Annotated in this window: 23 protein-coding genes; 11 read left to right on the top strand and 12 right to left on the bottom strand. The window is 60.0% G+C overall.

The features are described from left to right. Nucleotides 1-7: 7 nt before the first annotated feature. The 4 genes from trkA to def form a co-directional block, all read right to left on the bottom strand. Nucleotides 8-1,384 carry a Trk system potassium transporter TrkA gene (gene trkA / locus CLV44_RS09085; protein ID WP_106591805.1) on the bottom strand — a complete coding sequence of 459 codons (1,377 nt, stop codon included), beginning with the start codon at nt 1,382-1,384 and terminating at the stop codon, nt 8-10. Between the two features lie 4 nt (nt 1,385-1,388). Beyond that, on the bottom strand, nt 1,389-2,708 hold the full coding sequence (gene rsmB, locus CLV44_RS09080) for a 16S rRNA (cytosine(967)-C(5))-methyltransferase RsmB (RefSeq protein WP_106591804.1): 1,320 nt from the start codon (nt 2,706-2,708) through the stop codon (nt 1,389-1,391). Next, on the bottom strand, nt 2,701-3,648 hold the full coding sequence (gene fmt / locus CLV44_RS09075) for a methionyl-tRNA formyltransferase (RefSeq protein WP_106591803.1): 948 nt from the start codon (nt 3,646-3,648) through the stop codon (nt 2,701-2,703). The genes rsmB and fmt overlap by 8 nt, the downstream gene beginning before the upstream one ends. 66 nt (nt 3,649-3,714) lie before the next feature. Then, nucleotides 3,715-4,233, bottom strand: a complete 519-nt coding sequence (def, locus tag CLV44_RS09070) for a peptide deformylase (protein WP_106591802.1) — start codon at nt 4,231-4,233, stop codon at nt 3,715-3,717. Between the two features lie 163 nt (nt 4,234-4,396). Here def and CLV44_RS09065 point away from each other — a divergent pair, with 163 nt between their 5' ends. The 8 genes from CLV44_RS09065 (at nt 4,397) to CLV44_RS09030 (ending at nt 13,223) form a co-directional block, all read left to right on the top strand. Beyond that, nucleotides 4,397-5,431: a LysM peptidoglycan-binding domain-containing protein gene (locus CLV44_RS09065; protein ID WP_106591801.1), complete on the top strand. Its 1,035-nt coding sequence runs from the start codon at nt 4,397-4,399 to the stop codon at nt 5,429-5,431. Between the two features lie 18 nt (nt 5,432-5,449). Continuing rightward, complete coding sequence (gene dprA / locus CLV44_RS09060; protein WP_106591800.1) at nt 5,450-6,556, top strand: DNA-processing protein DprA; 1,107 nt, start codon at nt 5,450-5,452, stop codon at nt 6,554-6,556. A 164-nt stretch (nt 6,557-6,720) separates the two neighbouring features. After that, nucleotides 6,721-7,209: a 5-(carboxyamino)imidazole ribonucleotide mutase gene (gene purE, locus CLV44_RS09055; protein ID WP_106591799.1), complete on the top strand. Its 489-nt coding sequence runs from the start codon at nt 6,721-6,723 to the stop codon at nt 7,207-7,209. Between the two features lie 5 nt (nt 7,210-7,214). Further along, complete coding sequence (gene purK, locus CLV44_RS09050) at nt 7,215-8,279, top strand: 5-(carboxyamino)imidazole ribonucleotide synthase (RefSeq protein ID WP_106591798.1); 1,065 nt, start codon at nt 7,215-7,217, stop codon at nt 8,277-8,279. Between the two features lie 79 nt (nt 8,280-8,358). Further along, nucleotides 8,359-8,916, top strand: a complete 558-nt coding sequence (gene tsaC, locus CLV44_RS09045) for an L-threonylcarbamoyladenylate synthase type 1 TsaC (RefSeq protein ID WP_106591797.1) — start codon at nt 8,359-8,361, stop codon at nt 8,914-8,916. A 42-nt stretch (nt 8,917-8,958) separates the two neighbouring features. Continuing rightward, the gene (gene hemF / locus CLV44_RS09040; RefSeq protein WP_106591796.1) at nt 8,959-9,873 is read left to right on the top strand and encodes an oxygen-dependent coproporphyrinogen oxidase; all 915 of its coding nucleotides are present in this window, start codon (nt 8,959-8,961) and stop codon (nt 9,871-9,873) included. Nucleotide 9,874: 1 nt separating this feature from the next. Continuing rightward, entirely contained in the window at nt 9,875-10,705 is an 831-nt protein-coding gene (aroE, locus tag CLV44_RS09035; protein WP_106591795.1) for a shikimate dehydrogenase, read from the top strand. A 145-nt stretch (nt 10,706-10,850) separates the two neighbouring features. Next, nucleotides 10,851-13,223 (top strand): Lon protease family protein, encoded by a 2,373-nt coding sequence (locus CLV44_RS09030; protein ID WP_106591794.1) that lies wholly within the window; start codon nt 10,851-10,853, stop codon nt 13,221-13,223. Between the two features lie 41 nt (nt 13,224-13,264). Here CLV44_RS09030 and CLV44_RS09025 read toward each other — a convergent pair whose 3' ends face one another. The 7 genes from CLV44_RS09025 to CLV44_RS08995 form a co-directional block, all read right to left on the bottom strand. After that, entirely contained in the window at nt 13,265-15,664 is a 2,400-nt protein-coding gene (locus tag CLV44_RS09025) for a TonB-dependent receptor plug domain-containing protein (RefSeq protein ID WP_106591793.1), read from the bottom strand. 140 nt (nt 15,665-15,804) lie between these two features. Further along, nucleotides 15,805-16,911 carry a cytochrome-c peroxidase gene (locus CLV44_RS09020; RefSeq protein ID WP_106591792.1) on the bottom strand — a complete coding sequence of 369 codons (1,107 nt, stop codon included), beginning with the start codon at nt 16,909-16,911 and terminating at the stop codon, nt 15,805-15,807. Nucleotides 16,912-16,913: 2 nt separating this feature from the next. Then, complete coding sequence (locus tag CLV44_RS09015) at nt 16,914-18,029, bottom strand: DUF1513 domain-containing protein (RefSeq protein ID WP_106591791.1); 1,116 nt, start codon at nt 18,027-18,029, stop codon at nt 16,914-16,916. Beyond that, entirely contained in the window at nt 18,019-19,095 is a 1,077-nt protein-coding gene (locus tag CLV44_RS09010) for an imelysin family protein (RefSeq protein ID WP_106591790.1), read from the bottom strand. The genes CLV44_RS09015 and CLV44_RS09010 overlap by 11 nt, the downstream gene beginning before the upstream one ends. Further along, a complete protein-coding gene (locus tag CLV44_RS09005) occupies nt 19,095-20,507 on the bottom strand; it encodes a di-heme oxidoreductase family protein (protein ID WP_106591858.1) in 1,413 nt (470 codons plus the stop codon). Before CLV44_RS09005 ends, CLV44_RS09010 begins: the two co-directional genes overlap by 1 nt. 28 nt (nt 20,508-20,535) lie before the next feature. Then, nucleotides 20,536-21,849, bottom strand: a complete 1,314-nt coding sequence (locus CLV44_RS09000) for an imelysin family protein (protein ID WP_106591789.1) — start codon at nt 21,847-21,849, stop codon at nt 20,536-20,538. A 125-nt stretch (nt 21,850-21,974) separates the two neighbouring features. After that, on the bottom strand, nt 21,975-22,520 hold the full coding sequence (locus CLV44_RS08995; protein ID WP_106591788.1) for a gamma carbonic anhydrase family protein: 546 nt from the start codon (nt 22,518-22,520) through the stop codon (nt 21,975-21,977). A gap of 100 nt (nt 22,521-22,620) precedes the next feature. Here CLV44_RS08995 and prlC point away from each other — a divergent pair, with 100 nt between their 5' ends. From prlC to CLV44_RS08980, 3 genes are read left to right on the top strand one after another with little or no spacing between them, the layout of a single operon-like run. Next, nucleotides 22,621-24,651, top strand: coding sequence for an oligopeptidase A (gene prlC / locus CLV44_RS08990; protein WP_106591787.1), 2,031 nt, complete (start codon nt 22,621-22,623; stop codon nt 24,649-24,651). 11 nt (nt 24,652-24,662) lie between these two features. Then, complete coding sequence (locus CLV44_RS08985) at nt 24,663-24,938, top strand: YheV family putative zinc ribbon protein (RefSeq protein ID WP_106591786.1); 276 nt, start codon at nt 24,663-24,665, stop codon at nt 24,936-24,938. A gap of 21 nt (nt 24,939-24,959) precedes the next feature. Next, a complete protein-coding gene (locus CLV44_RS08980) occupies nt 24,960-25,562 on the top strand; it encodes a DNA-3-methyladenine glycosylase I (RefSeq protein ID WP_106591785.1) in 603 nt (200 codons plus the stop codon). Nucleotides 25,563-25,666: 104 nt separating this feature from the next. On the opposite strand, the gene CLV44_RS08975 is transcribed toward CLV44_RS08980, so the two are convergent. After that, nucleotides 25,667-26,755, bottom strand: a complete 1,089-nt coding sequence (locus CLV44_RS08975) for a PQQ-dependent sugar dehydrogenase (RefSeq protein WP_106591784.1) — start codon at nt 26,753-26,755, stop codon at nt 25,667-25,669. Between the last annotated feature and the right edge of the window lie 55 nt (nt 26,756-26,810).

The raw sequence follows: 26,810 nt of genomic DNA, 5'->3' as shown, positions 1-26,810 counted from the left end.
CAAAACCTCAGAAGAAGGCCAGACCAACCTGGAACAGACGCTCCACTTCCGCAATGCGCCGCTTGTCGACCAGGAACAGGATGACATGGTCGTCGTTTTCGATGACCAGATCATCATGTGCGATTAGCACTTCACTGCCGCGGATAATGGCACCGATACTGCTGCCCGGTGGCAGATCGATCTCTTCAATGGCGCGGCCGACAACCCGTGAGCTGCGCTTGTCACCGTGAGCGACCGCTTCCAGTGCCTCGGCGGCTCCACGGCGCAATGAGTGTACGGCAGCCACATCACCACGGCGTACGTGGGTCAGCAGCGCACCGATAGTGGTCTGCTGCGGCGAGATGGCGATATCGATGACACCGCCCTGCACCAGGTCCACATAGGCGGGGTTGTTGATCAGCGTCATCACCGTGCGTGCGCCCAGACGCTTGGCCAGCATCGACGCCATGATGTTGGCTTCGTCGTCGTTGGTCAAAGCGCAGAACACATCGGTATCTTCGATGTTCTCTTCCACCAGCAGATCGCGGTCGGAGGCACTGCCATGCAGCACGATGGTGTTGTTCAGGTCTCGTGCCAACAGATTGCAGCGCTCCATGTTGCGCTCGATCAGCTTGACCTGGTAATCGTTCTCCAGCGAGCCGGCCAGACGCGCACCGATATTGCCGCCCCCGGCAATCATGATCCGTTTGTAGGAGCGGTCGAGACGGCGCAGCTCACTCATTACCGCACGGATATCGCGGCGGGCAGCGATGAAGAACACCTCGTCATCGGCTTCGATCACCGTATCTCCCTTCGGGATCATGGGGTGGTCCTGACGGAAAATCGCGGCCACACGGGTATCGATGTTGGGCATGTGCGAGCGCAGAAAGGAGATTTCGCGGCCCACCAGCGGCCCGCCATAATACGCCTTGACTGCGACCAGCTGGGCCTGTCCAGAAGCGAAGTCGAGTACCTGCAGGGCACCAGGGTACTGGATCATCCGCTTGATGTGCTGAGTGACCAGCTCTTCCGGACTGATCAGTACATCGACGGGAATGCCCTTGTCGCCGAAAATGGCCTGGTTATGCTGCAGGTAATCGTGTTCGCGTACACGGGCGATCTTGGTCGGTACGTTGAACAGGGTGCGGGCGATCTGACAGGCGACCATGTTGACTTCGTCACTGTTGGTCACGGCGATCAGCATGTCGGCATCCTGGGCACCGGCTTGTTCCAGTGCGCTGGGGTAAGATGCCTTGCCTTCAATGGTGCGAATATCGAGGCGATCCTGCAGCTCGCGCAGGCGTGCGCTGTCGGTATCGATCACGGTGATGTCATTGGCTTCATTGGCCAGATGTTCCGCCAATGAACCGCCCACCTGCCCGGCACCCAGAATGATGATTTTCATAAGCTCAGCCGTCCGTCACTTTGCTCAGCACCGCATAGTAGAAGCCGTCATGTCCGCCGATCTGTGGGAACAGCTGACGACCGAAGGGGCGTTCTTCACCCCAGTCCGCATCAATCGGCTGGTGTCGGGCATCAGCATGCTGTTTCAGGAAACGCCCGATGATGCGTTCATTTTCCTGACTGAAGACGGAACAGGTGGCATACACCAGACGGCCCCCGGGTGACAGCATCTGCCAGAGGTTGGTCAGGATGTTGAGCTGAACCTGAGCCAGTGCGTTGACATCCTCGCCTTGGCGCAGCCACTTGATATCGGGATGACGGCGGATAACCCCGGTGCCGCTGCATGGGGCATCAATGAGGATTCGGTCGAAGGGCTGCCCATCCCACCAGTCGCTGCTGCTGGCGTCGGCGGTCAACACCTTGCACTCCAACTCCAGGCCCAGGCGCTGCAGGTTGTCGGTGATGCGCTGGGCGCGTGCAGGTTCCAGCTCAACGGCCACAACATCTTGCAAGCGTGGCGTTGCTTCCAGCAGATGACATAACTTGCCACCGGGCGCGGCGCAGGCATCCAAAACGCGCTGTTCGGGTTCGGTCGCGAGCAAGGTGGCGGCCAGCTGGGCGGCTTCGTCCTGCACGCTGAGATCACCCTCGCTGAAGCCGGGAATGGCCTCGACATCCATGGCCTGGGCAAGAGTCAGGCCGACCTCACTAAAGGGGGTGGCAGTGGCTTCAATGCCTGCGGTTTCCAGTCGTTCAAGTGCCTGCTGGCGTGACTGGCGGCGGGTGTTGGTTCGCAGTGTCAGGGGAGCCTGCTCGTCATTGGCCGCGAGGATGTCCTGCCAATGCTCGGGCCAGTTGTGGCTGAGCTTGCTGATGAACCATTGCGGATGGTTCCACGTGAAACAGGGGTCATTCGCCAGCTGCTGTTCCAGGGTCTTGTGCTCACGCTGGTAGCGGCGCAACACGGCGTTGAACAGTTTCGTGGCCCAGGGCTTGTTGAGTACAAGCGTGGCTTCAACGGTTTCATGCAGCGCGGCATGTGCCGGAATACGGCTGGATCTGAGCTGCCACAGACCAATCAGCAGCAGTGCCTGCAGGTCCATGTCTTCACTGCGGAACGGCTTTTTCAACAGACAGGCGGCCAATGCCTGCAGCCGGAAAAATTCGCGCATGCTGCCATAGCAAAGCTGTTGCAGCAGTGCCCGGTCCTGCGGGGGGCAATGTTGCAGCGCGCTGGGCAGGTGGGTGTTGAGCGAGCCATGCTGACGCAGCAGCGGTGCCATGACGTTGGCGGCCATGGCACGAATGTTGATGGTATCAGCCAAGTTTAACCCCCGGCGCAAAGCGCTCCTTGTGAGCATTCAACAGTGTTTTTACGGGTTGTGCCTTGCCGCCTGGCAATTGCAGCTGGGTCAGCCGCAGGGTGCCCTGACCACAGGCAACATGGATGCCCTGGCCGTCGGCGGCGAGAATGGTACCGGCAGCAGCATCACTGCCCTGCTGGTCAGGCTCGGCGGACCAGATCCGCAGGTTGTCATCGCCCAGGCGAGTAAAGCAGACGGGCCAAGGGTTGAAACCACGGATGCGGCGCAGGATTTCTGCAGCGGGCAGGGTCCAGTCGATCAGGCCCTCCTGCTTGTCCAGCTTGTGCGCATAGTTGGCCAGTTGGTCATCCTGCGGTTCGGGTGCCAGGGTGCCTGCAGCGAGTGGAGCCAGCGTGCTGACCAGCAGCTCAGCGCCGAGCACGGCCAGGCGGTCATGCAAGGTGCCACTGGTATCGTTGTCATCAATGGCACAGGTGGCTTTGTTCAACATGGCACCGGTATCCAGCCCGGCGTCCATCTGCATGATGGTGATACCGGTTTCAGTATCCCCTGCCAGCAATGCTCGGTGGATCGGTGCAGCCCCGCGCCAGCGCGGCAGCAGGGAGGCATGAACATTGATGCAGCCCAATCGCGGAATGTCGAGTACCGCTTGCGGCAGCAACAGACCATAGGCTACGACGATCATCAGGTCGGCATTAAGCTCAGCAAGGATCTGTTGTTGCTCGGCATCCTTGAGCGACAGCGGCTGATATACCGGCAGATCATGTTCCAGTGCCAGTGTTTTCACCGGCCCCGGATGCAGCTTGCGCCCTCGCCCCGAGGGGCGGTCGGGTTGGGTATAGACTGCCACGACCTGATGTTCGGTCTGAAGTACGGCAGCCAGACACTCGGCGGCAAAGTCGGGGGTACCGGCAAAAACGATACGCAGGGGGGTACTCATCAATCAGGACTCCATACAAAAACAGGCTTGCCTTCGCAAACCTGTTTCGGAACATGCCAGCACTACTCAGGCCTGGTGTTGCGCATCAAGCCGATGCTGTTTTTCCAGCTTGGTGCGGATACGGTTGCGCTTGAGTGTGGTCAGGTAATCGACAAACAGCTTGCCGTTCAGATGGTCCAGCTCGTGCTGGATACATACTGCCAGCAGGCCTTCCACTTCACGTTCATAGGGCGTGCCGTCGCGGTCAAGCGCCTTGAGTCGAATGCGGTTGGGTCGTTGCACTTCTTCATAGAAGCCCGGTACTGAAAGGCAACCTTCCTGCATCGGCTCCAGTTCGTCCTGCAGCACGGTGTATTCCGGGTTGATCAGCACCATAGGTTCGCTGTTGTCTTCTGACAAGTCGATGGTAACGACGCGTTTGTGTACATTGACCTGGGTTGCCGCCAGGCCAATACCTGAGGCGTCATACATGGTCTCGAACATGTCGTCGACCAGTTGGCGGATAGCGTCATCAACTTGCGTCACCGGTTCGGCGATGGTTCTTAGACGCGGATCAGGAAATTCGAGAATATTGAGCTTGGCCATAGGTATCTGCTTTGCCGGACGTTAAAATCCAGCCCTTAAGTGGTAAAAAAATTAATCTGCCATCATTATACTGAATAACGTGCCTAATGCATTGCTTTGCAGGCCGGGCGCACGCGGATGCGGCGGGTTGTTTGAGGCCAGAAACATACAAGGGAGCTGAACAATGAGAGGATTGCTGTATGGCGTGGTCGGCGCCTGCCTGATGCTGGCAGGTACCGTCAACGCTGCCGAGCGTGCAGACCGGTTGAAGCTGAACGAAGACCACCCGAGTGAATATGTGGTGGTCAAGGGCGATACCCTGTGGGATATCTCGGGTCGCTTCCTGCAAACGCCCTGGCGCTGGCCGGATGTCTGGGAGGTCAATCCGCAGATTGACAATCCCCACCTGATTTACCCGGGTGACCAGATCTATCTGACCTGGGTCGATGGGCAGCCGCGCCTCAACCTGCGTCGAGGCATCCGCAAGTTGACCCCGCAGGTACGAGTACAGCCGCTGGTACAGCCGGTGCCGGCCATTCCACTGCGTGACATCGCCAGCTTCCTTAACGACAACCTGGTGACAGAAGATGATGTGCTGCAAGCGGCACCCTATGTTATCGGTGGTCGCAATGAAAGCATCATCGCCGGTGCCGGTGACCGTGTGTATGCCCGCGGTATGTTGCTGGATGAAGCGGTCGATCAGCAGACGCTGTACCGCCCCTCGCGTGAGTATACGCATCCGGTGACCGGCGAGTTCCTGGGCTATGAGTTGTATAAGGTCGCTGACGTGTCGGTGGCGTCCATCGATGCGGATATTGTCACCCTGGACCTGCGCAAGACTCGCGAGGAGGTGCGTACCCGTGACCGCCTGCTGCCGAGCCAGTCCGAGCGCATCCAGTCAGTGTTCCAGCCCCAGCCGGGCCCCGAACTCAAGGATGGCGTGATCATCGATGTATTGGGCGGCGTGGCCAAGATCGGCCAGTTCGATGCGGTGGCGCTGAGTTTCGGTGCCTACGAGGGTGTTGAACCGGGACATGTGTTTGCCATCTATAAGAAGGGTGAAGCGGTCAAGGATCCGGTCAACGGCGAGATCATCACCCTGCCGGCAGAGCGTGCCGGTGAACTGATGGTGTTCAAGGCATTCGAGCGGGTCAGCTACGGCCTGGTGTTGAATGCGACCAATGTGATCTCGGTCGGCGACGAGCTGCGCGCACCCTGATTCTGCAAGGATAACGACATGAGCGATCCAATGGAGTGGATCGCAGCCAGTCTGTTGCCGGGCCTGGGTCCGGTGACATTGGCGCGACTCCGCCAGGAAGGCGTTGATATCCCTCGCCTGTTACGAGCCGAAACCGGCCTGCCTTCACACTGTCGCCTGCGTCCGCAGACGATGGCTGCATTGCATGACTACCAGCGCCGTGGTGCACTGTATCGCCGGGCCGAAGAGATGCTGGCGGATGCCGAAGCACACGATTTCAGCTTGCTGACCCTATCCGATCCCGCCTACCCCGAACTGCTGCACCAGATTCCTGACCCGCCAATGCTGGTGTGGTTGCGTGGTGATGCCCGCCTGCTCTCGTTGCCACAGCTGGCGCTGGTGGGCAGTCGCAAGGCCAGCCGCGAAGGCTGCCGCCTGGCCTACGAGTTTGCTGCCGCTCTGTCGGCGTCGGGTATTGTGCCGGTCAGTGGGCTGGCGTTGGGTATCGATGCGGCAGCCCATCGCGCCTGTGTTGACCAGCAACGGCCGACAGTGGCGGTGATCGGGACTGGTGTGGACCGAGTGTATCCGCAGCGGCACCGAGCGCTGGCCGATGCGATCCTTGATAACGCTGGCGTTATTCTGTCGGAATATCCCCCCGGAACCCCGCCGCTACCGGCCCACTTCCCCAAACGCAATCGCATCATCAGCGGGCTTGCGGTGGGCACACTGGTCGTCGAGGCTGCCGTGCGCAGCGGTTCGCTGATCACGGCTCGACAAGCTCTGGAGCAGGGCCGTGAGGTGTTTGCCATCCCCGGCTCCATCCATAATCCGCTGAGCCGTGGCTGCCATGCCCTGATTCGTGAAGGGGCCACTCTGGTCGAGCAAGTGGATCAAATCATTGAGCCGCTGGGTGCGTTGCTGGGCGCGTTACTGCCGGAGCGACCGCCGGCATCTTCACATGTGGCAGCCGCTCCTGCACCGACCGATCCGTTGCTGGAGCAGATTCCCTTCGACAGTGTGTGGCTGGATCACTTGGCCGCCGAGCTGGCGCTCCCGGTTGCCGAGTTGCAAGCGGGTTTGATGCTGCTGCAACTGGATGGCCATATCGAATTAAGTGGCTCCCGTGTGCGCCGCATTCGCTAGCGCTGCAGCGGTCGACATTCACCGGCTATAAGTGGGGAATTTTTGCCCGGTGCTTGCTATAATCGCGCCCTTTCCTTTTTTCCGGCGCGGCCGGAAGCCAGACCGCAAGTGTAGTGGCGGCTCCCTGCCCTGCTGCGCAGTCAGAGTGAAGACGGGAGTTAAACATGAGTGCAAAAGTGGCGATCGTGATGGGTTCACGTTCAGATTGGCCCACCATGGAAGAAGCGGCCGGTATCCTGGATACCCTGGGTGTCGACTATCACACCGAGGTGGTATCTGCGCATCGTACACCGGACAAGATGTTTCGTTTTGCCGAGCAGGCCGCCGATAACGGCTACAAGGTCATCATCGCCGGAGCCGGTGGCGCGGCACATCTGCCGGGCATGATTGCGGCCAAGACGCTGGTGCCGGTACTGGGTGTGCCGGTGCAGAGCAAGGCACTCAATGGCCAGGACAGCTTGCTGTCGATCGTACAGATGCCGCGTGGCATCCCGGTCGGTACGCTGGCGATCGGCGGTGCCGGTGCCTTTAATGCAGGCCTGCTGGCGGCGCAGATGCTGGCGACCGAAGACAAGGCGCTGGCGCAGCGTCTGGCCGACTGGCGTCTGGCCCAGACCCAGACTGTTCTCGATAATCCCGATCCGCGAGGTTAATTGCCATGCTGCCACGAATCGTCGTTGCCGGTAACGGCCAGCTGGGCCAGATGCTGCAGCAGGCCGCTGCACCGCTGCAGCTGGAAGTGATGCCGGTAGATCCCAATGCCGATGTTCAGCTGGATCTGCGTGCGGATGATGTCATCACCGTAGAGATCGAACACTGGTCCGACAGCGTTAGCGGTCTGCAGCTCAAGCAGCACCCGAACTTCCGCAACGCTGAAGCCCTGTACGCGGTGATCGACCGTCAGCGCCAGAAGGCGCTGCTGGACCGCCTGCAGGTGCCGACCTCGCCCTGGGTCAGCCTGGAAGACGGCGACCTGAGCGCACAGCTGGAATCCGTGGCCGACAAGGTGATCGTCAAGCGCCGTCGCGGTGGCTATGACGGCCGTGGTCAGTGGCGCTGGCAGCAAGGCGACCAGCCGGAAGCCGAGTGGGCGGGTGAATGTATCGCCGAGGCGATGATTCCGTTCAGCCATGAAGTGTCACTGGTGGGTGCCCGCAACGCGGCTGGCGAGAAGGTCTTCTACCCGCTGACTCGCAACTGGCACGAAAACGGCATCCTGCGCGCCAGTGTCGCCAATCTGCCGGTACCGGCTGAACAGCAGGCGGACGCTGAAGCCTGGTTGGGTCGAATCATGGACGACGAAGACTACATCGGCGTAATGGCGATGGAGTGTTTCGTGGTCGATGGCAAGCTGCTGGTCAATGAGCTGGCACCGCGTGTCCATAACTCCGGTCACTGGACTCAGGAAGGCTCGGCGATCAGCCAGTTTCAGTTGCATCTGCGGGCGCTGGCCGACCTGCCGCTGATCACCCCGCCGGTGGACGGCGTGTCGGTGATGTACAACCTGCTGGGCCGTGACTGGAAACCCGAGTGGCTACAGGTGCCGGGCGTACATGTGCACTGGTACGGCAAGGAGATCCGTCCGGGACGTAAGGTTGGCCACGTTAACATCTGCCGTGCCGATGTCGCTTCCCTGATCGACAGCCTGCAGGCGTTGCAGGCAATGGTCGATGAGGCGGACAAGGTGGTCTTTGACTGGAGCATCGCCCAGTTACAAGGCTGAGGCGGCGCATAACCTGTATCTACCCGCCGGAGCGGTGATCACACCGCTCTGCGCATCCCTTCTTCGCGGTGGTGTAACCATGAATCACTGGCAACTCAAGGAAGCGGTCCGCTGTCTCAATAGCGGCGGCGTTATCGCCTACCCGACCGAAGCGGTCTGGGGGCTGGGCTGTGATCCCTATAATCGTCAGGCCGTACAACGGCTGCTGGAACTCAAGCGACGCCCTGAACACAAGGGGCTGATTCTGGTTGCCGCGGATGAGTCTCAGATCGAACCGCTGCTGGCGCCGTTGAGTGCAGCGCAGCGTCAATGTTTGCGTGACACCTGGCCGGGGCCAAACACCTGGCTGTTGCCTGACCCAAAGAATCTGGTGCCACGTTGGGTCAAGGGTTGTCACAGCCCTGTAGCCGTGCGGGTCAGTGCGCATCCGTTGGTACAGGCGCTGTGTCACGCCTATGGCGGTCCCATTGTATCGACTTCGGCCAATCGCAGTGCGGCAGAGCCGGCAAGGTCAAAATTGAAAGTCAGTGCTTACTTCGGCTCAAGCCTCGACTTCATAATCCCCGGTGAGCTGGGAGGGTTGGACAAGCCGACGGTGATTCGTAATATTCAAGATATGCAGACCATTCGGGCGTAGTAAGCGTTCGCTAACATTGTTTCGAAAGTGTGGAGAAAGCGTATGTCGGCACCTGACGTGCAACAGGTCAAAGAGTATCTGCTCGGATTGCAGGACCGTATCTGTGCAGCCCTTGAACAGGCAGATGGCGAAGGCCGCTTTGCTGAAGACAGCTGGGAACGGGCCGAAGGCGGTGGTGGCCGTACCCGCGTGATCAGTCAGGGCGCGGTGATCGAGAAAGGTGGCGTCAATTTCTCCCACGTTCATGGTGTCTCCCTGCCCGCTTCAGCCACAGCGCACCGTCCGGAACTGGCGGGCCGCAGCTTTGAGGCGATGGGCGTGTCCCTGGTGATCCACCCGCACAACCCCTATGTACCCACTTCCCACGCCAACGTTCGCTTCTTCATTGCGGAAAAAGAGGGTGAAGAGCCCGTATGGTGGTTCGGCGGCGGTTTCGACCTGACCCCCTACTACGGCAATGATGATGACTGTCGTCACTGGCACCAGATGGCCCATGATGCCTGTGCGCCCTTCGGTGACGATATTTATCCGCGCTTCAAGCAGTGGTGCGACGACTACTTCTACCTCAAGCACCGCCAGGAACCACGTGGTATCGGTGGTCTGTTCTTTGATGACCTCAACGAGCTGGGCTTTGACGACAGCTTCGCCCTGATGCGTGCCATCGGCGATGCCTATACCCCGGCGATCGTGCCGATCATCGAGCAACGCAAGGACACGCCTTACGGCGAACGTCAGCGCGACTTCCAGCTGCACCGTCGTGGCCGTTACGTCGAGTTCAACCTGGTGTGGGATCGGGGCACCCTGTTCGGACTGCAATCCGGCGGCCGTACCGAGTCGATTCTGATGTCGCTGCCGCCGGAAGTGCGCTGGGACTATGACTGGAAGCCCGAAGCGGGTACCGAAGAAGTCGTGCTGTACGAACGTTACCTGCAGCCGCGCAACTGGCTGGAGGTCTGAGATGAATGACCGCTATGCCGTGTTCGGCAACCCGATCGCGCACAGCAAGTCACCGCAGATCCATGCCCGCTTTGCCGGGCAGACCGGGCAGGATCTGATCTATACCGCTGAACACATCGAGGAAGCCGTCTTCGAGACGGCGGTGCAGTGCTTTCTGCAGGGCGACGGCAAGGGACTTAACATTACCGTGCCGTTCAAGGAGCGGGCCTGGGCACTGGCGCAGTGGCGCAGCGACCGCGCCGAGCTGGCCGGTGCGGTGAACACCCTGTACCGGCTTGAGGACGGTCGTATCGCCGGTGACAACACCGATGGACTCGGGCTGGTGCGCGATCTGGCCGATAACAACAGCGTACAGTTGAGCAATGCGCGGGTACTGGTACTGGGTGCCGGTGGTGCCGTGCGTGGCGTGTTGCAGCCGCTGTTGGCCGCCGGCGTGGCGTCGATCCTGATTGCCAACCGTACACCGGCCCGAGCCGAAACGCTGGCCGAGCTGTTTGCCGACGATGGCCGTGTGCAGGCGTGTGGTTTTGAGCAGGTTCCTGCCGAGACGTTTGATGTCATCATCAACGGTACCTCGGCCAGCCTGCAGGGTGAACTGCCGCCAATTCCCGCCGCCACGGTGGGGTCGACAACCGCCTGTTACGACATGATGTATGCGGCCGAGCCGACGCCCTTCTGTCGCTGGGCGGCGGAGCTGAATGCCGGGCGGGTCATTGACGGCCTGGGGATGCTGGTCGAGCAGGCTGCAGAATCCTTCCGCATCTGGCGCGGGGTGCGGCCGGATACCGCACCGGTGATTGCTGATCTGCGCGCAGCCCTGCAGGCGGGCTGAAACAGCTTCCAGCCTGGCCTGAGACATTCGTGTTCAGGTCAGGCTAGTCCACTGAATCTGAACGCGTTTTCTACTGGCCGTCTTGCATCCTGCAAACGCGAGGCGGTATAACAGAGGGACATCTCTCTGTTAGTGGAGTACGCGCATGGACAAGCACCTGCCATTGGCGCCTGAGGCGCTCTATCGTACCTGCGACCCGGAACTCCTGCCCTTCAAGACCACGGAATCTCTGGAACCCTTTGCCGGATTTTTTGGTCAGGACCGTGCCATTGAAGCCATGGCCTTCGGCATCGGCATGCAGCGCCCCGGCTATAACCTGTTCGTAATGGGCAACCCGCATACCGGCCGTTTCTCCTTCGCCATGGAAAGCCTGAAAACATCGGCCAAGAAGCAGCACAAGCCCAGCGACTGGTGCTACCTGAACAACCTCAACGACAACCGCTATCCCGTGGTTCTGGAATTGCCGGCGGGCAAGGCGACGCAGCTCAAGCGTGATATCCGCCACCTGCTCGATGCCATTCTGGCCGAGCTGCCCGCAGCCTTCGAAGGCCCGGCCTACCAGCGCATGAAGAGCCAGATCGAACGCGAATTCAACCGCCACTACGACGACGCGCTGAACCGTGTTGAGCGCAAGGGGCGTGAATACAACATTGCGGTCTACCGTGACGGCGCTACCGTGGGGTTCACGCCGGTGGCCAATGGTCAGGCCATGGACGAGGCGGTTTTCTCCCAATTGCCCGAAGCGGAGCGCGATGCCTTTCAGGCCCATATCGCCGAGCTGGAGGAGATGCTCAATGACAGTTTGACCGGCTTGCCGATATGGCGGCGCGAGGCGGCCGAACAGATGCGGGTGCTGGACCGAGAAACCGGTCGTCAGGCGGTGGAGCCACTGATCCAGCCTGTACGCGACAAGTATGCGAATATCGGCGGTATCGTTGATTACCTCAAGCACGTCGAAGCTGACCTGATCCGTAACGCCGGAGACCTGGTCGGCGAAGACGGTGCACTGGAGGCGAAAAGCGATGTGGTACGCCGCGAGTATCTGGAACAGAGTTATGGTCTCAACCTGCTGGTCGACAACAACAAGACCAAGGGCGCGCCGGTGGTGTACGAGTCGCACCCCAGCTACGAAAACCTGTTCGGCCGAGTCGAATACGTCAGCGAAATGGGCTCCATGGTCACCAACTACACCCTGATCCGCTCCGGTGCCCTGCACCGTGCCAATGGCGGCTACCTGGTGCTGGAGGCAGAGAAGCTGCTGGAGCAACCGTTCGTCTATGCCGCGCTCAAGCGTGCGCTCAAGGCGCATGAGATCCGCATCGAAAATCCGGTCAGTGAATATGCCGGGATCAGCGCCATTACCTTGAGCCCGCAGCCTGCAAACCTGAAGGTCAAAGTGGTACTGGTGGGCGAACGTGACACCTATTACCTGCTGCAGGAGCTGGATCACGATTTCGAGAAGATGTTCCGGGTGGTGGTGGATTTTGACGAGGATGTACACCGTACGCCCCACTCCATCCGGCAATATGCGCGGCTGATGAAGACGCTGGCGACCGAAGAGAGCCTGGCGCCCCTGACCCGTCGTGCGGTCGCTCGGCTGGTAGAGCACAGTTCGCGTCTGGCCGGGGATCAGGATCTGCTTTCCGCCCACGTGGGCGAGCTGGTGGATCTCCTCTGTGAATCCGACTTCCGTCGCCGTGAACAGGGTGATACTCAGATCAACGCCGAGCATGTGGAGCTGGCGCTGGAAGCGAAGGAGCGCCGTACCGGACGGCTGTCACAAAAAATACTGGAGAGCATCCTCAACGAAACGGTATTGATCGATACCGATGACGAGGCGATCGGCAAGTCCAACGGGCTGACCGTGCTGCAGGTGGGCGATGTTTCCTTCGGCAGCCCGGCCCGGATCACCGCCACCGTACATCCGGGCAACAAGGGCATCGTCGATATCGAGCGTGAAGTGACCTTGGGTCAGCCGATCCATTCCAAGGGGGTACTGATCCTGTCCGGTTTTCTCGGCCATACCTATGCCGGTGATTTCCCGCTGACCCTGTCAGCCAGTCTGGCCATGGAGCAGTCCTATGGCTATGTGGACGGCGATAGTGCTTCACTGGCGGAGATCTGTACCCTGATCTCCGCCCTGACCCACATTCCCATCCGGCAGCAGTTTGCCATCACTGGTTCGATCAACCAGTACGGTGAGGTGCAGGCCATTGGTGGCGTCAACGAGAAGATTGAGGGTTTCTTTCATCTGTGCAAAACCCGTGGCCTGACCGGTTGGCAGGGCTGTGTGATTCCCAAGGCCAACGGCCGCAATCTGATGCTCAAGGCCGAAGTGGTGCAAGCCGTGGAAGACGGGCTTTTCCATATTCATGCGGTGAGCAGCGTCGATGAGTGCCTTGAACTCCTGATGGGGCGTACCGCCGGGGCGCGCAAGGCCGATGGCCACTTCACCCAGCGCAGCATCAATGCGCTGGTGGTCAAGCGCTTGCGCGAACTGGCCAAGGCAAAGGCATGATAAGCGAGCTTCGTCATCCTGTTAACGCGGGTGCAGTCGGGTTAAAAACGCAGCCCCATTTCCAGCCAGACCTTGCGGCCGGGGGTGTATAGGTCACTGATATATTGTGAGTCACCGGTTTTGGTGCTGATTACATCGTCGAACACATTGCTCACTTCGACCATCAGGTAACCCTGGTGGTCTGACCAGAGTTTGGGTTTCCATTGTAGTTTGGTGTCTAGGGTAACCAGATCGTTCAGGGCCACATCGTCATAGATATCGTAACCGTCAGCGGTGTTATCGCGAGTGTCGCGCGCGATAACACCGCCGTTGCGCAGGTTGACGACATTGGACCAGGTCAGATTCCAGGTCGCTACTTGGGTAATGCTACTCAAACTAACGCTGAGCGGAATATTGTAATCCCAGGCGGGCAGGTCGCTGCTGTCGATCAGGCGGCCTTGGTAGAAAACCGGATTGGTATCGATCTTGCCTTCGTAACCATCATCATCTTGGCTGTTACTGGTACTGTCTTTCCAGCCCAGTGCCAGTCGTGCCACGGTAGCACTGTTACCGATGCGCAATGGGTGATCGGCGTGGTCCAGTTCCCAAGTGATACTGGTGGTGTTGCTGAGGCCACCGTTATCGTAGTAAGTCAGATCATTGTGGTCCACCTTGCGTACACCATCATGGCTGTCGCGTCGTACGAGCTTGAGCGTGCTATTGAAGGGGCCTGCTTGCTGGACCCAGCCCAGCATTAGCTCGTCTGAATAGGGTGTCGACAGATCCAGTTGGCCAGAGCTGTCGACACCCTGTTTGATTCGAAGCACTGTGCCATCGGGTCGGTAGGTCGTTTGGGTGTACAGACCCTGAAGGGCATCGTTGATGGCATATTGCAGAAAACTGCGGCCATAGTAGCGGTTGGCACCGGCCAGCAGTCGGGTGTGGCCGTTGCCGAATAGATCCCAATCAGCACTGAGCCGGGGGGCAAAGTCGAGATTGCCCAGCCAGCCGTTGTAGTCGGCACGCAGACCTAGACGTAGATCGACATTATGCCAGCGGATGCGATCATCCACATACAGCGCTTGGCTCAGGTAGTTCACGGCGACATCGCCTCGGGCGTAGCGGCTATGACGTGACAGGCTTCCGGAGGCCAGATAAAAATAGTTGTCCACATTTTCCGGTCGACTGTAGCGTGCATCCACATAACGCAGTTCACCGCCGAGGGTGATACGGTGTTCAAGGTTACCGTTGTGTACGGGCCTCAGTTCCAGCTTGGGGGCCAGGCTCAGGCGGGTCTGGTGCTGATCGATATCGCCGAAGCCGCCGTATTTTTCACCACTGGACAGGTCGATCACAGAGATTGAACGGGCTGAGTCCAGAGTGTCTTCGTTACGATCCAGGCCCATGTCGAGGGTAAAAGTTTGGCCAGCTGCCAATTGATACTCCAGGTTGCCGCCCAAGCCGATGCCGCTGTGGTCTTTGGTATAAGGGTCGTCATAGACTGGCGAGGTGATGCCATCGTGGTGGCGCTCCGAATAGCGCAGACTGATCCCCGTATCCAGTCGCTCACTCCATTGGGTATCAACGCGAGCGTGTATGTTGTCGATGCGGTCATTGAAATAGACCGGATCTCCGTCTGGGGTGGTTTGCAGGAAGGCGGAACTACGGCGGCTCAGCCCCAGAGTCAGGCCACTGCGTGCGGTCAAGCCCTGTTGTGCCGACAGACTGTAACTGTCTTTGCGGTAAATTGGGGTAAATTCGGCGTCATAACCGGCGGCATTATCAAAGTCATCCACGTCCCGGGGGGCGATATGGAAGGATTCCCATTCATCACGCTGAATACCGTAGCGCAGGTCAACAAAATCGCCGCCGTCGTAACGTTTCATTTTGGCGCTGACCACCCCGCCGGTGAAACCGCCAAAACTGGCCGGCACGTTGCTGTCATAGATCTCGACCTGATCAAGCAAGCCGACATCGAGATAATAGCCCTGAGGTGAGCTGCCACCTGTGGGCCTAGTCAGTCCGGGAGTACCGAAATCGCTGTTGCCTGAAGCAGGGTTGATGTCGTTGTTGACCCCAATACCATCGATCATGAAAAGATTTTGATAGTAGGCCTGACCGTGGAAGGAAAACTCTTCCGGGCGCATGACACCGCTGTTAGCTGATCCGCGGCTACTGCGGGAGAAGTCTACCGCTGGATTGATGCGCAGCAAATCGGCCAAGTTCCCTTCGCCGGTGGGAAGTTGCTCGATCAGCTCATGATTCAGTACTTGGAGGCCTGCAGGCAATGCTTGACCTCTGACCTTAATAGCGGGCAGCACCTGTGGGCAGGCCGTATCAGTAGAGTTGTCGCGACAAGGTGTGGCAGCGGTCACGGATGGAGGGTGGTTGGCGGAGACGGATGCAGCATGGAGACCAGCGAGTATGGCGATCAGTGGTGTTAAGGACATCAGGGCACGCATGGAACTTCCTTTGCAAGCAGGTTGATAGAGTGGCCAGTCGTCAGGGATAGTATTTAACAAGCCACTAAAGCCAATCTAACTGATTTCGAGAATCATTTCCATTTGTGTTTTTATGGTTCTGATTATACCGTCTGTATCATTCAGTTCTTGGGTGGGCTCTTTGGCAGAATGGGCGACCGTACGACAATCGGGCTCTGGCTCAGAGTGTGTAAAAAGGCTTCAAGCGCCTCAAGTTCAGAGGGGGTGAGCTGTAGGGGCTGAATCAGTGGCGATAGGGGTGGCAATTCCGGATGCAATTGGCTATTGCCGATCATGCCGGCATTGTACATATTGAGAATACCGCGCAAATTGGGAAAGAACCCATTGTGCATCCATGGGGATGTGTAGGCCAGGTCACGTAAGCTGGGCGTGCGGAACTTGCCTCGGTCCTCTGCCCTGCCCGTGGCTTGCTCGCGGCCGCTGTCCTGATATTGACGGCCGTAGTAGCTCAAACCTGTGTGGTGAAACCGGCGGTCCGAGTACAAGGCACCGCTGTGGCAGTTGAGGCAGCCAGCTTTGGTACGGTAGAGGTGGAGACCGAAAATTTCTCGGTCATCCAAGGCGTTGTATTGCCCGGAAATGAAACGGTCTAAACGATTAGGGCGGGAAACGATACGGCGCTCAAATGCAGCCAGTGCCTTGGCCAGCTGGTCGGCATCAATGGGCCCAGGTCCGAAAGCTTCAGCAAAAGAGGTGCGGTAACCCGGAATGCGATTGAGCTTGGCCAGTACCTGCTCCAGCTCGGCGTTCATCTCTATGGGGTTAGTAATTGGCTGTAGTGCCTGGGCGAGTAATCCGTTGGCACGGCCATCCCAGAACAGTTGGTCAAACCAGGCGGCATTGAGAATGCTCATACTATTGCGATTGCCTGCCTGACGGTTGTGGCCAAAGGCAAAACGTCGACCGTCGGCCCAGCCTAAATCCGGGTCATGGCAGCTGGCGCAGGCAATCTGACCGGAGCCGGACAGCCGAGGGTCGAAAAACAACTGCCGGCCCAGTGTTTCGGTGGCTTCTGTGTGCCATATAGCCGGTGGTAGTTCAGGCAAAGGGGCCAGCTCAGATACCGGGCCTGCTTCCTTATGGATGACCGCCTCTGGCCAACGCTGTTGGGGCTGCCGATAAACGTCTGCGGAGAAAGCAGCTGCCTGAGCTGGGAGCTCCCCGCACAGGCCCAGGGTGGAAATCGCCAGCCAGTATATTGCCCGCATGCCTATACCGGGCCGAAGCGCATATTCAGATGGTTGTCCCAGGCCAGACGGGCGGCCAGCGGGTCCAGAGGCAGGCGTTCACGTAGCCCGTCCTGCGGCCGCATGCGATACAGATGGCCGATGCCTGAGCTGACCAGAAACTCCCCGGCCCGGTCCGTGGCGGCAAGGCCGCAGCCGTCGCGGCAGCGCATGGCGGTGAGAAAGCGGTCCTGCTTGATATCCCAGAAGGTAATCAGGTTGCCGCGTGGAGCGGAGATTGCGGCGATCGTGCCGGAGCGGTCGATGCGGGCACTGCCGGCGTACTGTTCCATCTGGTTGTTGATCGGCTCCGGTGCGCGCAGCAGTTTCAGCGGCTTGCCACGCCGATGCAGCGCGACCAATGGTTTGTTGGCGTCGACAGGCCCCTGCGATTGCAGGGCAATCACTACTGTTCCCTCAGCGTTGCGGTCGATGTGGCGGATGCTGAGTTGATGATTTTCGGCAGTCATGTTGACCTGCTCCAGCAGCGTTCCGGACTTGAGGTCGATGTAGGCCAGTGAGGGTTGCATGCTGTCCAGGTTGAGCTTCTCACGGCCCCGGTCCGGGCGGGTCAGGATGCCGCCGTTGGCGACAATCACTTCGCCGCCATTCAATAACAACTCATGCGGTCCGACCCCAAAGCTCGGTATGCGGCTTGCCTGGGCGAAGTGGTTGTTTACATCACGGATGACGACCTGCCCTTGCCCGCTGGCCACCTCATTCTCGGTACTGACCAGCCAGCGTCCATCCGGCGTAAACAGGGCATGGCCATAAAAATGGTGGCCGTCACCGGCGTCGATCCGTTTGACCTGCTGCCCGCTTGTATAGTCGACCACTTCGATGAAACGGCCCGGGCGGCGTGCCACGGCGGCTGCCCAGGGCTGCTGAGGGTGCAGCTCTACATGGTGGGCACGTTCGGGCAGCGGGTGGCGCAGGCGGGTCTGACCCTCGACATCGGTCACCAGCAACCAGTGCTGGTGGCGGTCGCTGGCAGCACTGACCAGCAGGTTATGGGTGTGGTCGGTGGCCAATACTCGGGTGGCGGGCAACAGCAGGCCAGCGGCCAGCAGGCCGAGAAAGCGGCGGCGATCAGTCTCCATCACGGCTGTTGAACCCCAGTTGGATGCCGAGTACGTCCATGGCGCTGTCCAGCTGTTCACTCAGCTGCTTGAGTTGGGTGGTGATTGCCATCAGTTCAGCATGTGTGTCCGGTTGGGTGATCGCGGTGCTTAACGGTATGTCGATTTGGCTCAGCTTGTGCTGGATCGTGGCAAAACGGGTGCGGATCGCTTCTGCCAGTTCAGCGGCACCGGCCTGCTGCAGCAGGTCATCCACGCTCGGTTCGGTGCCTTGATAAAGCGTATCCAGGGCGGCCAGGTTGCTGCGGATGTTGGCCAGCGAGCTGCCGCTGCGGTAGCTTTCCAGCAATTTGGGTCTGGCCGCCGCAGCCGTGTCCCCCATCGGTTTGAGCAGTTTGCTGTCGCGCACCGCTTCAATCGGCTCCACCAGCGAAGCCATCAGCTCGACCGCCAGTTCAGCGGCAATGTCGGTATCCTGGTCGGCGATAAACTCGCCACTGGCCTGTGCCTGCCACTCACTGTGGATGGCGTGGCTCATCTGCGCCACATGGCCTGCAATGGTGCGGGTCAGTTCACAATGACGACCGCGTTGCAGGTGCTCCAGTGCGTCATCGGCGAACAGCAGGCGCTCCAGCGCGGGAAAACCTTGAATGGAGACGCTGGCCTGCCGGAAAAATTCGGCATCATAGGGCTGTTCTGAGGTCAGTGCCTGGCGCAGCTGGCGGGCACCGATGTTCTTGCGGTCGGGCCAGAACTGCAGGCCGAAACTGCGCATCAGAAACTGCACCGGGCCAAACTGCACATGCTGAATGCCCTGCCAGGCCTGCATGGCGTCATGCCAGTCGCGACGCGCCTGTTCCAGCGTGTCGATGGAGGGGGCCTGACACAGGGCTTCGGTGCTGGCGGCCAGCCTGGCGGTGCTGCTGTCCAGTTGTGCATAGCGTGGCAGGATATGTTGCTGTACGGCCTGATGATTGAAGGTCGACCAGTCCGGTGCCGGCCCGGCGGCGTGGACCATGCCCGCCATCAGGATCAATGCACTGGCGAGCAGCCAGAGCGGCCACATGCGGGTAGGGTTTGATTGCATCAGAGAGACTCCAGAAACAGGATCAGTTGGTTGCGTTGTTCGGGGGCCAGTTGACGGAACTGTTCGCGTGCGTTCCCGGCTTCACCGCCGTGCCATAGAATTGCTTCAGTCAGGGTGCGAGCACGGCCGTCATGCAGCAGGGCGCGCTCACCGCTGACCGCCTGGTGGCGGCCCAATCCCCAGAGCGGCGGAGTGCGCCATTCACGGCCATTGGCGGCAAACTCGGGGCGGTGGTCGGCCAGGCCTGCGCCCATATCATGCAGCAGCAGGTCGGTATAGGGCTGGATTGACCGGTTGCTCAGTGCCGGACGGTCAGGATCGGGACCGGTGCGCTGGGTGGGCGTGTGGCACTGGCTGCAACCGGTCTCATTGAACAACCGCTCCCCTGCCTTCACTTCGGGATGCTGGACGTTACGCCGTGGTGGAACCGCCAGATGCTGTGTGTAGAACAGCAGTACCGCCATCATCTCGGCGGAAGCTTCAAGGCCACCCTGAGCGGCCGTGTTGCCGTTGGGAGCGTTCAGGCAGGCAGGCTGTGCCGAGGTGCAGTCACCGCTCGGGCGTGGGTAGTCAGGGTTGGAAATGCCGATATCGGTATTCAGCGCACTGGCGTTCTGCAGGCGCAGGTCGGGCTGCCCTGCTTTCCAGCCGAACCGGCCCAGCTGAGGCTGATCATGGTCGGGGTGGTAAACCCGATTGGCACGACCGGAGATGCCGTCGCCATTGCGGTCATCCGCATCTTCACGACGCAGAATGTCGGCCTCGGGAATCAACTCCAGCAATCCCAGCCCGATCATGGCCGGAGCCAGTCGTGGCGACAGCCGAGTCTGCGGATGCAGTGCGCCATAGGCAGGGTTGACCAGTTGATAGACCGGCTGGCGCAGTTCTGCTTGCTCGCCGCCGCTGAGTGCGACGGTATGCGTGCGGTAGGTCAGGCGGAGCTGTGCTTCAGCCGCTAGGCCGGACGTGGCGAAGGTTTGTAGCTGGGTGCCATAGGTTGGTTCCGGGGTGACGCCTTGTGCGCTGGCGTGGCCTGCACCCGGCACGCCCAGACGGAGCAGAATGCCGTTGCGGTTGGTGCTGCCCTGCGCGTCTGGTGGCAGGCCACGACCGTTGTTGCGGTGGCACTGCAGGCAGGAACGGGCGTTGTACAGCGGACCCAGGCCATCGCTTGCCGTGGTGGACGACGGTGACGATACCCAGAGCTTTTCAAAAATGGCGCGGCCCAGCACAAAGGTCATGCGCTGCTCGAAGGGCAAACCATCGCTCGGCTGCATGAACGCCTTGCGCTCGGTCGCGGAAAAAGAGGTGCCGGGAGTTGCCCGGTCCGGTTCCCCCGCCACTGCCGTGGCGGCCGGCGGGATGCTCGCTGTCAGCGACAGTGCCAGCCACAGGCGGCTCCAGCCGGGCATACGGAGTGGACAACGGGCCATTGAGATTTCAGCCGCCGAGCACGGCCGACGGGTTGTCCAGGCTGTCGGAACCTTCCAGTTCCACATCCGCGATGCCCAGCGTGGTCATGACCTCTTCGAGGACCTGAGTCTGTGCGGTCAGGGCATCGACGAAGGCCTGTACCTTGGCGTTGCCTTCGGTGTTGCCGGCCGCGATCAGTACATCAAAGGTTTCACCCTTGGCAGCCGCATCGACCATCGCCTGGGCGGCAGCCTGGGTGGTATTCAGATGGTCGCGCATCTTCTGGTCCAGTGCCGGGTTGGTGGCCTTGGCCAGTGAGGACAGCGACGGGCCTGTCAGCTGGCTGCCATCGATGCGGCTGTACTCGCCCAGGTAGGCGTTGCGAATGCCCAGTGCGTCATGGAAGTGTGACCAGTGGGTGTTGTCGGAGAAGCAGTCGTGCTCCTCTTCCGGGTCGTGCAGCATCAGGCCCAATTTGGTGCGTTCACCGGCCAGTTCACCGTAGGACAGGCTGCCCATGCCGGTGGTGATGGTGGCCAATGCACCGAGCTCACCCTTGGCGGCTAGCTGCTGCCGGGCCGGCCCGCCCGGCTTCCAGTTGTTGGCCATCTCGGTCAGGTCGTTGACCAGCAGTGCTGTTGCGGCGCGCAGGTAATCGCGGCGGCGTTCGCAGTGGCCGTTGCTGCAGTTTTCGGTATCAAAATCGGTGGCCGGGCGTTCGCCGGCTCCTGGCCGGGTGCCGTTCAGATCCTGCCCCCAGAGCAGAAACTCGATGGCGTGATAGCCGGTAGCTACGTTGGCTTCGACACCGTCGATCTCGTGCAGGGTTTCGGCCAGCAGGGTGGTGTTGATGGTCGACGCATCGACTTGCTGGCCGCCAATGTTCAGTACCGGGTTGGCAATGATATTGGCACTGTACCAGCGGTTGATGTCGGACTCGCTGCCGTAGCGGTCACCATCAACGTAGTCGATCAGCCCTTCATCCAGCGGCCAGGCGTTTACCTTGCCTTCCCAGTCGTCAACGATGGCATTGCCGAAACGGAACACCTCGGACTGCTGGTAGGGGACACGTGCGGCTACCCAGGCTTCGCGTGCGGCGGTCAGGGTGGCGTCAGAGGGTGTGGCCAGCAAAGTCTCGATCGCCTGCTGCAACTGCAGGGCTGCCGTCAGAGAGTCAGCGAAAACGGCTTCGGCAATATCGGCGTAGTGCTGGTTCACGCCGGTGGCTTGAGCAATGACAGCCTGCGGTGCCGCAACAGCCTGGCTGATGGCAACGGGTGTGAACGGGGTCAAGACCGCAGCGGCAATGGCGGCGGGCAGCAGAAGGCGTTTCAGTGACATGACAGCTCCCTGGGTGGGTTGAGGTGCTGACTAAATTAAACTAAATGCAAATCGTTATCAATAGTGTTATTTGAGTCGTAAGCAAAAAGCCGGCACAAGGCCGGCGAGTATTCAGGTGCACGGTTTTAGCGTTGTGCCCAAGTCTCGGCATTATGCTTACCGGCCAGGCGAGCGTAGTTCTCTGCGGTATAGGTGAAGAATTCCTTTTCTTTCTGCGTCAATTCGCGCTGCGGTTTTGCCGGGCGGCCGACATAGAGATAGCCGCTTTTCAGTGTTTTGCCCGGCGGTACCAGGCTGCCGGCACCGATGATGACCTCATCTTCCACTATGGCACCGTCCATGATCATGGCACCCATACCAACCAGAATGCGGCTGCCAAGAGTACAGCCGTGCAGCATCGCCTGATGGCCTACGGTAACGTGATCGCCGATGATCAGTGGGAAGCCATCCGGGTTGTAGGGGCCGGCATGGGTGATGTGCAGTACTGCGCCGTCCTGCATGCTGGAGTAGCGGCCGATGCGGATGTGGTGCATGTCGCCGCGGATGACCGTCATCGGCCAGACAGAACTGTGTTCGCCGATCTCTACATCGCCCAGTACCACGGCGCTCGGATCGACAAAGACATTCTCGGCCAGTATGGGGGTCATCCCCTGATAGGTACGCACATTCATGACGGTCTCCTTGTTCTGATTGAAATAACGTTTGCCGGACCCCATTGTATAATAATTGAAGTGTTGACCCTGCAATGCCGACCCTTGATGGAGAGAACCGATGCCCAACCCCCTGCTCGAACGCCACCTGCTGCCGCCGTTCAGCCGTATTTTGCCGGAGCATGCCGAGCCCGCCATCGACGAACTGCTGGCACGCAACCGTGCCCGTATCGCTGCGTTGACTGCCGATGCTGCGGTCAGTGGCTGGGCGCTGGTCGCCGAGCTGGAACAGCTCAATGATGAATTGGCACAGGCCTGGTCACCGGTCTCCCATCTCAATGCGGTGATGAATTCCGATGCCTGGCGCGAGGCGTACAATGCGTGTCTGCCAAAACTGTCCGAATACTGGACCGAACTGGGCCAGCATCAGGGTCTGTTTCAGGCGTTCGAGACGCTGGCGGGCAGTGATGACTACACGCAGCTGACATCGGCACGGCGCAAGGTGGTCGACAACGCCCTGCGTGCTTTTCGCCTGTCCGGTATCGCCTTGCCGGAAGCCGAACAGAAACGTTATGCCGAGCTGCAGCAGCGCCTGTCCGAGCTGACGACGAAATTCTCCGAGAACGTACTCGATGCAACTCAGGGCTGGTGGAAAGAGGTCAGCACCGAGGCTGAGCTGTCCGGTCTGCCGGAACATGCCATCGCGGCGGCCAAGGAAGCGGCCAAGGCCAAGGATGTAGACGGCTGGGTGATCACGCTGGATTTCCCTGCCTATTACGCGGTGATGGCCTTTGCCGACAACCGTGCCCTGCGCGAAGAGTTGTACCGTGCCTTCAGTACCCGTGCGTCCGACCAGGGGCCGAAAGCGGGCGAATGGGACAACTCCGAGGTGATGAACGAAATTCTGGCACTGCGTCACGAATTGGCACAGCTGCTGGGCTTTGCAACCTACGCCGATTATTCGCTGGCCACCAAGATGGCGCAGTCGCCGCAGCAGGTTGTCAGTTTCCTTGAAGACCTGGCCAGTGAAACCCGTCCGGTAGCGGAACAGGAAGTGGCTGCTCTGCAGGCCTTTGCCCGCGAACAGGATGGTATTGATGAACTGCAGGCCTGGGATGTCACCTATTATGGTGAAAAACTGAAGCAGGCCACATTTGATATTTCTCAGCAGGAGCTGCGTCCCTATTTCCCGTTGCCCAAGGTACTGGATGGCATGTTCAGCATCGCCGGTCGCCTGTTCGATCTGCACGTGGAAGAGCAACAGGGTTTTGACAGCTGGCACTCGGATGCGCGCCTGTTCGCGCTCAAGCGTGACGGCGAGACTTTTGCCTACTGTTACCTCGACCCCTTCGCGCGCAGCGGCAAGCGTGGCGGTGCCTGGATGGATGACTGTCGCGTGCGTCGCCGCCTGAGTGAGGCTGAACTGCAGTTGCCGGTCGCCTATCTGGTGTGCAACTTCACCCCGCCCCTGCCTGGCCAGCCGGCGCTGCTGACCCATGATGAGGTCACCACCCTGTTCCATGAGTTCGGCCATGGTCTGCATCACATGCTGACACGTATGGAAGAGGCAGATATCAGTGGCATCAATGGTGTGGCCTGGGATGCGGTAGAGCTGCCCAGCCAGTTCATGGAGAACTGGTGCTGGGAACCGGAAGCGTTGGCGCTGATTTCCGGTCATCACCAAACCGGTGAGCCGCTGCCGCAAGCACTGCTCGACAAGATGCTGGCGGCCAAGCATTTCCAGTCCGGCATGATGATGATGCGCCAGCTGGAGTTCTCGCTGTTTGATTTCCGCCTGCACCATGAATTCCAACCGGGTCAGACCGATGTGCAGGCGTTGCTGGACAAGGTGCGTGAGCAGGTGGCGGTGATCCGTCCGCCGGCAGAAAACCGTTTCCAGCACGGTTTCAGCCATATCTTTGCCGGTGGTTATGCAGCGGGTTACTACAGCTACAAGTGGGCTGAAGTGCTGTCTGCCGATGCTTTCTCCCGCTTTGAAGAGGAAGGCATCTTCAATACCGATACCGGTCTGGCCTTCCGTCAGGAGGTGCTGGAACAGGGCGGTTCGGGTGATCCGATGGACCTGTTTGTTGCCTTCCGTGGTCGCGAGCCCAGTGTTGATGCCCTGCTGCGCCATTCCGGCATCCGTTGAGAGGATTGAACATGAGTGTAACCAAGCGTTTCATTGCGGGCGTGGTGTGCCCGCGCTGTGCGGCCATGGACTCGGTACGCATGTACCGTGACGAAGAACGGGAGCACCGTGAGTGCATCAAATGCGGCTTCGCCGATTCCCTGCGCCTGGACGGCCGCCCAGACCCTGAACAGATCGAAACCCGAGTCAGTGGCGAGCGTTCAGAACACGCGCCGGAATCGAAAGCGGATGACAGCCCGCAGCCGATCCGCATCATGGATCCCGGCAGTTTTCGCCGTGATCACTGACCCCGTCGTCGCCCGCGCATCATGAGCGTACCTTCATCGCCCATGTCCTGTGGCTGGGCGATGCACAGCGCACTGGAACAGGAATACCATGATCGGGAATGGGGCGTACCCCAAACCGATGATCGGATACTGTTCGAGTTTCTGGTACTGGAGTCGGCGCAGGCCGGTCTGAGTTGGCGCACGGTACTGGATAAGCGCGAGGGCTATCGTCGGCATTATGCCGGTTTTGACCCTGAGCAGGTGGCTCATTTCGGCGAGACCGAGATTGCTGCCATGCTGGTCGACCCCGGGGTCATTCGCAACCGTGCCAAGATCGAAGCCTCAATCAGCAATGCACGGGTGTTCCTTGAATTGCAGGCACACCATGGCAGCTTCGCCCGTTTTCTCTGGCGTTATGTGGATGGTCAGCCGATCCAGTCCAACTGCGATCGGCTGGAGCAGATTGCGGCTCAAACCGCCCTGTCGCAGCAGCTGGCCAAGGATCTCAAGCGTGAAGGCGTGCGCTTTTTCGGTCCGACCATCGCCTATGCTTACATGCAGGCGGTGGGGCTGGTGAATGATCATGTACGTCACTGCCCTCGCCATCAGGCCTGTCGGGCCATGGGGCAGACCATTAGGCTGTAGCACGTCAGTCGCAGGAGACCAGGCTCAGCGTATCGCTATTATCGCCGGTATATCCGCTGTCATCGACATGCTCGGCGACCGGCTAGGCCTTATGTGTTTTCTGTTCAGTCAGTCTGGTACCAGACTCGATAGATGACCCCCGCCTTGTCATCGGAAATCAGCAGGTCGCCATCGGCCTCCACCAGCACATCAACAGGACGCCCCCAAGCCGTCTCCTCTTGCAGCCAGCCCGTAATGAAAGGCGTGATGCCAGTGACGGCCGCGCCAGTCGTATCCACCCGCATGACGCGATAGCCGACTTTACTGGAGCGGTTCCATGACCCGTGCTGAGCCATGAACAGGCTGGTATGCGGGGTATCAGGAAATTGCTGACCGCTATAGAAGGTAACGCCCAGTGCGGCCACATGGGCACCGAGCAGAGCCACGGGTGTTTCACTGTTGATCACCTCTGCACTTGAGCCGAAGCGCGGGTCCGGCAGGCTATCGCCATGCACGAATGGAAAGCCGAAATGCAGCCCGCCCCGCTCGGCCCGGTTCAGCTCATCATCAGGCTGATCATCGCCAAGATGGTCGCGGCCATTGTCGGTAAACCAGAGACTGTTGTCTTCGGGATGCCAGGCAAAGCCAACCGAGTTGCGGACGCCGCGTGCCCAAGGCCTGGCGTTGCCGGTTTCCGGGTCAAGACGCAGGATGCTGGCAAAGCGCGGGTCGCTTTCCAGGCAGACGTTGCAGGGTGCGCCCAGGGTGAAATAGAACGCGCCGTCCGGCCCCTGCTTCAGATATTTCCAGCCGTGATGAGTGATATCGGGCAGGCCGTCGAGCAGGGTTTCTGGCGCAGGCGGGCTGTCCAGTCGTTGGTCGATATCGGGCAAACGTACCAGCTGCGTCAGTTCGGCGATATAGAGATCGCCATCGCTCCACGCCACGCCATTGGGCATGCGCCGTCCCGACAGCAGGGTATGCCGGGTTTCATAGCGTTGATCACCATCACGATCCTGCAGGGCAAATACGCGACCATCACGGCGGGTGCCGACATAGAGGGTACCGGTCGGGCTCAATGCCATCTGGCGGGCGTTGGGCACCTCGGCAGCAATTTCAATGTGATAGCCCGGTGGCAGTTGCAGCTGCTCCAGTGGCAGAGCCTGGCTGTAGCCGGCGATCCCCAGTGTCGTGATCAGTAACAGACGGTGCATGCAAGCCTCCCTCGCTATCATTGCCGTTGAGGGAGTCTGGCTGCTAATCGCGCTT

The organism is Marinobacterium halophilum, assembly GCF_003014615.1.
Lineage (GTDB): Bacteria > Pseudomonadota > Gammaproteobacteria > Pseudomonadales > Balneatricaceae > Marinobacterium > Marinobacterium halophilum.
Note: the sequence above shows the minus strand (reverse complement) of the source record. Positions and strands in the feature narration are given on the sequence as shown.

What these genes read in the sequence shown, in the direction of transcription:
- trkA (WP_106591805.1), bottom strand. Translation starts at nt 1,384, where the DNA reads ATGAAAATCATCATTCTGGGTGCCGGGCAGGTGGGCGGTTCATTGGCG.
- purK (WP_106591798.1), top strand. Translation starts at nt 7,215, where the DNA reads ATGCTGCCACGAATCGTCGTTGCCGGTAACGGCCAGCTGGGCCAGATG.
- CLV44_RS09015 (WP_106591791.1), bottom strand. Translation starts at nt 18,029, where the DNA reads ATGGAGACTGATCGCCGCCGCTTTCTCGGCCTGCTGGCCGCTGGCCTG.
- CLV44_RS08985 (WP_106591786.1), top strand. Translation starts at nt 24,663, where the DNA reads ATGAGTGTAACCAAGCGTTTCATTGCGGGCGTGGTGTGCCCGCGCTGT.
- CLV44_RS09020 (WP_106591792.1), bottom strand. Translation starts at nt 16,911, where the DNA reads ATGCGGGCAATATACTGGCTGGCGATTTCCACCCTGGGCCTGTGCGGG.
- CLV44_RS09065 (WP_106591801.1), top strand. Translation starts at nt 4,397, where the DNA reads ATGAGAGGATTGCTGTATGGCGTGGTCGGCGCCTGCCTGATGCTGGCA.
- CLV44_RS09000 (WP_106591789.1), bottom strand. Translation starts at nt 21,849, where the DNA reads ATGTCACTGAAACGCCTTCTGCTGCCCGCCGCCATTGCCGCTGCGGTC.
- purE (WP_106591799.1), top strand. Translation starts at nt 6,721, where the DNA reads ATGAGTGCAAAAGTGGCGATCGTGATGGGTTCACGTTCAGATTGGCCC.
- aroE (WP_106591795.1), top strand. Translation starts at nt 9,875, where the DNA reads ATGAATGACCGCTATGCCGTGTTCGGCAACCCGATCGCGCACAGCAAG.
- CLV44_RS09025 (WP_106591793.1), bottom strand. Translation starts at nt 15,664, where the DNA reads ATGCGTGCCCTGATGTCCTTAACACCACTGATCGCCATACTCGCTGGT.
- def (WP_106591802.1), bottom strand. Translation starts at nt 4,233, where the DNA reads ATGGCCAAGCTCAATATTCTCGAATTTCCTGATCCGCGTCTAAGAACC.
- hemF (WP_106591796.1), top strand. Translation starts at nt 8,959, where the DNA reads ATGTCGGCACCTGACGTGCAACAGGTCAAAGAGTATCTGCTCGGATTG.
- CLV44_RS08980 (WP_106591785.1), top strand. Translation starts at nt 24,960, where the DNA reads ATGAGCGTACCTTCATCGCCCATGTCCTGTGGCTGGGCGATGCACAGC.
- CLV44_RS09010 (WP_106591790.1), bottom strand. Translation starts at nt 19,095, where the DNA reads ATGCAATCAAACCCTACCCGCATGTGGCCGCTCTGGCTGCTCGCCAGT.
- CLV44_RS09005 (WP_106591858.1), bottom strand. Translation starts at nt 20,507, where the DNA reads ATGCCCGGCTGGAGCCGCCTGTGGCTGGCACTGTCGCTGACAGCGAGC.
- CLV44_RS08995 (WP_106591788.1), bottom strand. Translation starts at nt 22,520, where the DNA reads ATGAATGTGCGTACCTATCAGGGGATGACCCCCATACTGGCCGAGAAT.
- tsaC (WP_106591797.1), top strand. Translation starts at nt 8,359, where the DNA reads ATGAATCACTGGCAACTCAAGGAAGCGGTCCGCTGTCTCAATAGCGGC.
- CLV44_RS09030 (WP_106591794.1), top strand. Translation starts at nt 10,851, where the DNA reads ATGGACAAGCACCTGCCATTGGCGCCTGAGGCGCTCTATCGTACCTGC.
- prlC (WP_106591787.1), top strand. Translation starts at nt 22,621, where the DNA reads ATGCCCAACCCCCTGCTCGAACGCCACCTGCTGCCGCCGTTCAGCCGT.
- dprA (WP_106591800.1), top strand. Translation starts at nt 5,450, where the DNA reads ATGAGCGATCCAATGGAGTGGATCGCAGCCAGTCTGTTGCCGGGCCTG.
- fmt (WP_106591803.1), bottom strand. Translation starts at nt 3,648, where the DNA reads ATGAGTACCCCCCTGCGTATCGTTTTTGCCGGTACCCCCGACTTTGCC.
- CLV44_RS08975 (WP_106591784.1), bottom strand. Translation starts at nt 26,755, where the DNA reads ATGCACCGTCTGTTACTGATCACGACACTGGGGATCGCCGGCTACAGC.